The sequence below is a fragment of the Curtobacterium sp. B18 genome, from assembly GCF_000333375.1.
Taxonomy (GTDB): Bacteria; Actinomycetota; Actinomycetes; order Actinomycetales; family Microbacteriaceae; genus Curtobacterium.
Window position 1 is genome coordinate 1 of record NZ_BACZ01000424.1, and the last position, 5,669, is coordinate 5,669.

The window sequence follows — 5,669 nt, forward strand, 5'->3', positions numbered from 1 at the left end:
GACGACCTGGCGAGCGTCGGCCTGAGCGCCAGCGACTTCAACCAGAAGGCCTGGACGGCGCAGAAGACCGACGGGAAGAACCGCGGGCGTCGCGGTAGGACGGGCGGTCGGACACGACGGCCGGGAGCCCGAGCGCGGTGTACTCGATCGCCTTGAGGTCGCTCTTCGCGCGGTTGAACTCCTCGTCACGCAGCGGTGCGACCCCGGCCCGCCACCGCTGCCGGTGGTCGACGAGCCACCGGGCGAACGCCGGGTAGTGCCCGTCCGGCACCTCGACGCGGCGGTACCAGTCGGGTTCGTCGGGGTCCTCGGTCACCCCGATGACCTCGAGCCGGATCGCTGTGCCGTCGGCGGCCGTCAGGTCGGTGAAGACGCCCTGGAGCAGTGCGAGGTCGGCGCCGTGCGTGAGCGTCCCCATGTAGAGCACCCGGTGCTCGTCGGCCGGGCGGTCGTCGTCGGCGACGGGCTCCCCCGGGGTCCAGAGCGTCGGGTCCAGGGCGTTCCGGACGACCACCACGCGGTGTGCGAGCGGCCGGACGAGCGCCGCGAGCTCCTCGGTGCTGACGACGACGAGGTCGGCGCCACAGACGAGGGCGTCGATCGAGGCCAGTCGGTCCGGGTCGTACTCGGCCCGGGCCAGACGATCGCGGCCGGAGTCGGTGAAGAAGTCGTCGTCGACCTCGGCGGCGACCCGGATCCCCCGCGCTGCTGCGGCGGCCAGGAACGGCGCCACGTCCTCGCGGCGCAGGATGTCCCGCTGGACGAGGACAGCCCGGTAGTCGGTCGTGTCGGTGCCGTCGAGGAACGCGGCGGGGTCGATCTGACGGACCTCGGCGGCACCGGAGCGCGCGAGGTGCTCGGTGCGGCGCACGACCCCGGACGTGCGCCGAGGCGGGGTGCGCGCCACCACCGCCGGCCACGACGTACCCGAGGACCGGCGGCCGCGTCGGTGCCGTCGGGGCGACCGGCTGTCCGCCGGTCAGGGTGCGTCGGAGTCGGCGGACGGCACGACGGACGAGATCACGCGGCATGCGGCCATCCTCCCGCACGACGGCGGGCGTCGACGTACGCCGGGGGCACGTCCACGCACGGACGGACGGGCACGGACCGGCGCAGGGTCGCGTTCCTCAGCGCACGGACAGGGTCACGCACCCCATCGACGTGTCGCCGCCACGGCCGATGCCGACCGCCGTGAGGCACACGCTGCGCTTCCCGCTCGACACCGGCACCGTCGTCCGGAACCCGTGGTACCGGCCGACCCGGTGCACCCGGTCGACGTCGGGCCGCGACACGTTCGCCGTCGCCGTCCCGACGACCTTGCCGCCGACGGTCACCCGCACGGTGACGGGCTTCGTCAGGTCGTCGCGGTCGAACGTCCACCCCGACACCGTGACGCGGCGCTTCGACCCGGACGACACGGACTCCCGGTGCGCGGTCGGCGCGACGGCCGGGGCCGTCCGGGCGGGCGCGGCTGCGGCGACCGTCGTCCCGGTCCGCGCGTTCGCGACGAGCGCCTCGGCGAAGGGCGACCACCACGTCCCGGCCACCGGACCACCGTTGCACGTGCCGTCGCTCGCGCCCGGGGTCTTCACCCAGAGCAGTGCGTCGAGGGCCGAGCCGTCGGAGACGACCCGCGGCGACGTCCCGAGTCCGGAGCCCGGCCCGTTGCACCACGTGCCGCGCCAGCCCTGGCCGTTCCGTGACGTGTCGATGACGTAGTGGGACCCACCCGTGAGCGCCGAGACGCGCTCGGCGTACGCCTGCTCCTGCGCCGTCGGGTAGTAGTTCGCGACGTTCGTGAAGAAGCCCCGGGCGCGCCGCACACCGGCGCTCTCGAGCCGTGACGCCATCACCGCCGGCGGGACCCAGTTCGAGTTCCCGGCGTCGAGGTAGGCGGGCACACCCGCGGCCGTGAACGCGGCGACCTCCCGCGCGAGGATGCGGTAGCGCTGGGCGTCGAGCGTGTCACTGCACGCGCTGTTGCTGAGCATCGCCAGGGAGTCCGGTTCGACGATCACGGCGGCCCGGTGCCCGGCGACACGTGCCACGACCTGGTCCACCCAGGCGTCGTACGTGGCCTCGTCGAAGCCACCGGCGGAGTACCCGCCGCAGTCGCGCTGCGGGATGGCGTAGGTGACGAAGACCGCGGTGGTGCCCGTCCGCTCGGCCCCCGCGATCGCCGCGTCGATGGTCTTCGTCAGCGTCGCGCCGCGGGTCCAGTCGCCGAGCCAGATGGCGACGGGGTACCCGGCGATGGTCCGCGCCGCCGCCGCGCCGCGCGGGTCGCTCGTCGCCAGGGCAGCCGCCTGCTTCGCCGCCTCGCTCGTGTCGGAGCGGTACGGCCCCGCGGCGTACAGGGACGTCGCGCTCGCCGCGCGGATCGACGCGGCACTCGTGGCCGCGTCGGCGGCGGTGGGCGTCAGCGTCCCCGCGGCGAGCGCGACGAACGCGCCCACCGCTCCTGTGGTGGCGAACACACCGGCGCGGCGCATGACGGACTCCCTGCAGACTCGACGACCCCTGACGAGTCCATGGGAGCACGCGCCGGAGCGTGGGTACACACGCCAGATCGGGTGCCACCCGATGGGGTGTCCGCTCTTCTGCGGACCGTGAGTGCGGACGTCAGGCCCGACCGGACGACCGACGGGAGGCGCGGTGCGGGCCCGCACCGTGCCTCCCGTCGGTCGTCGTCAGCGTCGGGACCGCAGCCTCAGTCGTCGAAGTGCGCCGCCGCGGCCCGTGCGCGGTAGGTGACGTCGTCGAGGTCGTCGCCGATGACGGTGACGTGGCCGACCTTGCGGCCGGGCCTCGGTGCCTTGCCGTAGAAGTGGTACTTCACCTCGGGGAACGCCTCGAGCGCGCCCGGGTACCGTCCGGCGAGGTCGCCGTCGGCCGGCCCGCCGAGGACGTTCACCATGACCGCGGCCGGCGCGAAGGAACCGGTCGCGCCGAGGGGCAGGTCGAGCACGGCGCGCAGGTGCTGCTCGAACTGGCTCGTCGTGGCGCCGTCGATGGTCCAGTGGCCGGTGTTGTGCGGCCGCATCGCGAGTTCGTTGATGAGGATGCGCTCGTCGTCGGTCTGGAACAGCTCGACCGCGAGGACGCCGGTCACCCCGAGCTCCGTCGCGATGCGGACGGCGATGTCCTCGGCCATGTCCGCGATGCGCCCCGCGCTGTCGGGGGCGGGGGCGAACACCTCGGCGCACACGCCGTCGCGCTGCACGGTCTCGACGAGCGGCCAGGCGACGACCTCGCCCGACGGCCGCCGCGCGACGGACTGCGCGAGTTCGCGGGTGAAGGCCACGAGCTCCTCGACCAGGAGCGCCTGCCCGCCGCCGGCCTCGGCGACGGCGATGAACCAGTCGGCGACGTCGGCCGGGTCGGTGACCACGCGGACACCCTTGCCGTCGTACCCGCCACGTGCGGTCTTCACGACGGCGCGGCCACCGTGGTCGTCGAGGAACGCCTGCAGCTCGTCGGGATCGTGGACGGCGGCCCAGTCCGGCACCGGCAGTCCGAGCTCGGTGAGGCGCGTGCGCATGGTGATCTTGTCCTGCGCGACGGCGAGCGGCGCCGGACCGGGGTGCACCGCGACGCCGGCGTCGACGAGGGCAGCCAGGACGTCCTGCGGCACGTGCTCGTGGTCGAAGGTGACGACGTCGACGTCCCGCGCGAACGCGAGCACCGTCGCGACGTCGTGGTAGTCCCCCTCGGCGGTGGCCGCGATGGCGGCCGACATGCCCGGCCCCTCGGCCAGTACCCGGATGTCGAGCCCGAGCTCGACCGCGGCCGGCACCATCATCCGAGCCAGCTGTCCTCCACCGATGACCCCGACGCGCAACGCCATGCTGTGTGTTCCTTCCGTCGTTCACACCGTCCGGCGAGAACGCGCTGTCTAGAATCGATGTTCGGGTCGCCGTCGTGTGCGACCGCCTGGTCGGCCGTGCAGCGCACGACCAGGGACAACTCTACGGACCCGGGAGAGACCGTGCGGCGACTGGTGGCCCAACTGGCACGCTTCGGCGTCGTCGGTGCGGTGGGGTTCGTGGTCGACACGGGCATCTTCAACCTGTTGCGGGCGACCGTGCTCAGCCCGGACGAGGTCCACTCGGGACCGTTCTGGGCGAAGGTCGTCTCGACCGTCGTCGCCATCTTCGTCAACTGGATGGGGAACCGCTACTGGACCTTCCGCGAACAGCGGCGGGCGGTGGCGACGCGCGAGGGCGTCGAGTTCGTGATCGTCTCGCTCGGCGGCATGGTCATCTCGCTGGGCTGCCTGGGGATCTCCCACTACGTGCTCGGCCTGACCTCGGCCCTGGCGGACAACATCTCCGGCAACGTCATCGGACTCGTGCTCGGCACCGTGTTCCGCTTCTGGCTCTACAAGGTGTGGGTGTACCACCCCGAGCGCGGTCGCGCCCGGGCGGCACGAGCTGCCGAGACCGACGGGCCGACGAGCGCCGCGTCGACGAGCACCGCGTCGACGGTCTCCCAGTCGTCGGTCGCCGGTTCCGAGGTCGCCGGCCAGTAGGTCCCGCCCGGTGGGCACCGGGCCAGTAGGCTCGAGGCGCCGCCGACCGAGGTGGCGTCGCCGACCCCGGGAGTCCGCTCGATGCAGTCCGAACCGCACCCCGCCGTCCCGCGGCGCGAGCGGCTGTGGGTCGGCGTCACCACGGCGGTGTTCGGGCTCTGGCTCGTGCTCTGGGCACTCGTCGTCCCGGCCTTCCAGGCACCGGACGAAGCGGCGCACCTCGACGCCGCGGTCCACGTCGCGACCGGGTCCGGGTGGCCGGCTCCCGGCACGATGCACGTCACGAACGCCGTCCGCGCCGCCCTGCAGGAGCAGGCCGACGGCGACTCCTCGACGTGGTCGACCGTGAGCGGGCTGCTCACGGCACACCCGGGTGACTCCACGACCGTCAACCAGATGTCGCAGCACCCGCCGACGGCGTACGTGGTCGACGCCGTCGTGCTCCGCGCGCTGCACTACGGCTCCCTGCGGTGGGACCACGCGCTCGTCGCACTCCGGCTCGGCGTCGACGTCGGCGGGACGAACACCAAGGTCGTCCTCGCGACCCCGGCGCTCGAGGTCATCGACCGCGTCGACCTGCCGACACCGGCACACGCCGGCGGCGCGGCGATCGTGACGGCCGCCCTCGGTGCCGTGACGGACCTGCTCGACCGGCACCGCGCCTCCGTGACGGGGGTCGGGGTGGGCGCTGCCGGCGTGGTCGACGCGACCACCGGCACCGTGCTCGTGACCGGCAACTCGTTCACCGGCTGGGCCGGGTACGGCGTGACCGACGCGGTGACCACGGCCCTCGGTGTCCCCGCGACGCTCGACAACGACGTGAACGCGTTCCTCCTCGGCGAGGTCGCCGCCGGAGCCGTGGCCGGGGAGCCGGACGTCCTCGGCATGACGCTCGGCACCGGTGTCGGCGGCGCCCTCGTGCTCGGCGGCTCCCTGTTCGCCGGACCCCGCGGTGCAGCGGGGGAGATCGGCCACGTCCCCGGCTACGAGGGTGTCGACGACACGGTCCGCCGCGCCGGAGTCGACGAGCATCTTGCCGAACATCGAGCCGAGGCCGACGAGGATGCCGACGCTCGTCATCGTGGAGCGGAACCCGTTGCCGAAGCTCGTGACGGCCTGTTCGGGGCGAGTCCCGCGC

4 protein-coding genes and 1 pseudogene are annotated in these 5,669 nt (G+C 73.6%); 2 read left to right on the forward strand and 3 right to left on the reverse strand.

Translation table 11 applies throughout. From position 1 onward, the window contains the following. Positions 1–37: 37 nt before the first annotated feature. The 3 genes from I5E_RS22765 to I5E_RS11715 all read right to left on the reverse strand — a co-directional run bounded on the left by I5E_RS22765 (position 38) and on the right by I5E_RS11715 (position 3,847). Positions 38–871, reverse strand: coding sequence for a glycosyl transferase family 1 (locus I5E_RS22765; RefSeq protein WP_022907154.1), 834 nt, complete (start codon positions 869–871; stop codon positions 38–40). 256 nt (positions 872–1,127) lie between these two features. After that, positions 1,128–2,492: a glycoside hydrolase family 6 protein gene (locus I5E_RS11710; protein ID WP_083857948.1), complete on the reverse strand. Its 1,365-nt coding sequence runs from the start codon at positions 2,490–2,492 to the stop codon at positions 1,128–1,130. 218 nt (positions 2,493–2,710) lie between these two features. Then, positions 2,711–3,847, reverse strand: coding sequence for a 5-(carboxyamino)imidazole ribonucleotide synthase (locus I5E_RS11715; RefSeq protein WP_022907155.1), 1,137 nt, complete (start codon positions 3,845–3,847; stop codon positions 2,711–2,713). A 153-nt stretch (positions 3,848–4,000) separates the two neighbouring features. Between I5E_RS11715 and I5E_RS11720 the strand changes: the two genes are divergently transcribed. Together I5E_RS11720 and I5E_RS11725 are read left to right on the forward strand one after the other, a co-directional pair. Continuing rightward, the gene (locus I5E_RS11720) at positions 4,001–4,531 is read left to right on the forward strand and encodes a GtrA family protein (protein WP_022907156.1); all 531 of its coding nucleotides are present in this window, start codon (positions 4,001–4,003) and stop codon (positions 4,529–4,531) included. 396 nt (positions 4,532–4,927) lie between these two features. Next, positions 4,928–5,452, forward strand: a pseudogene (locus I5E_RS11725) (ROK family protein); the annotation flags it as partial. Positions 5,453–5,669 lie beyond the last annotated feature (217 nt).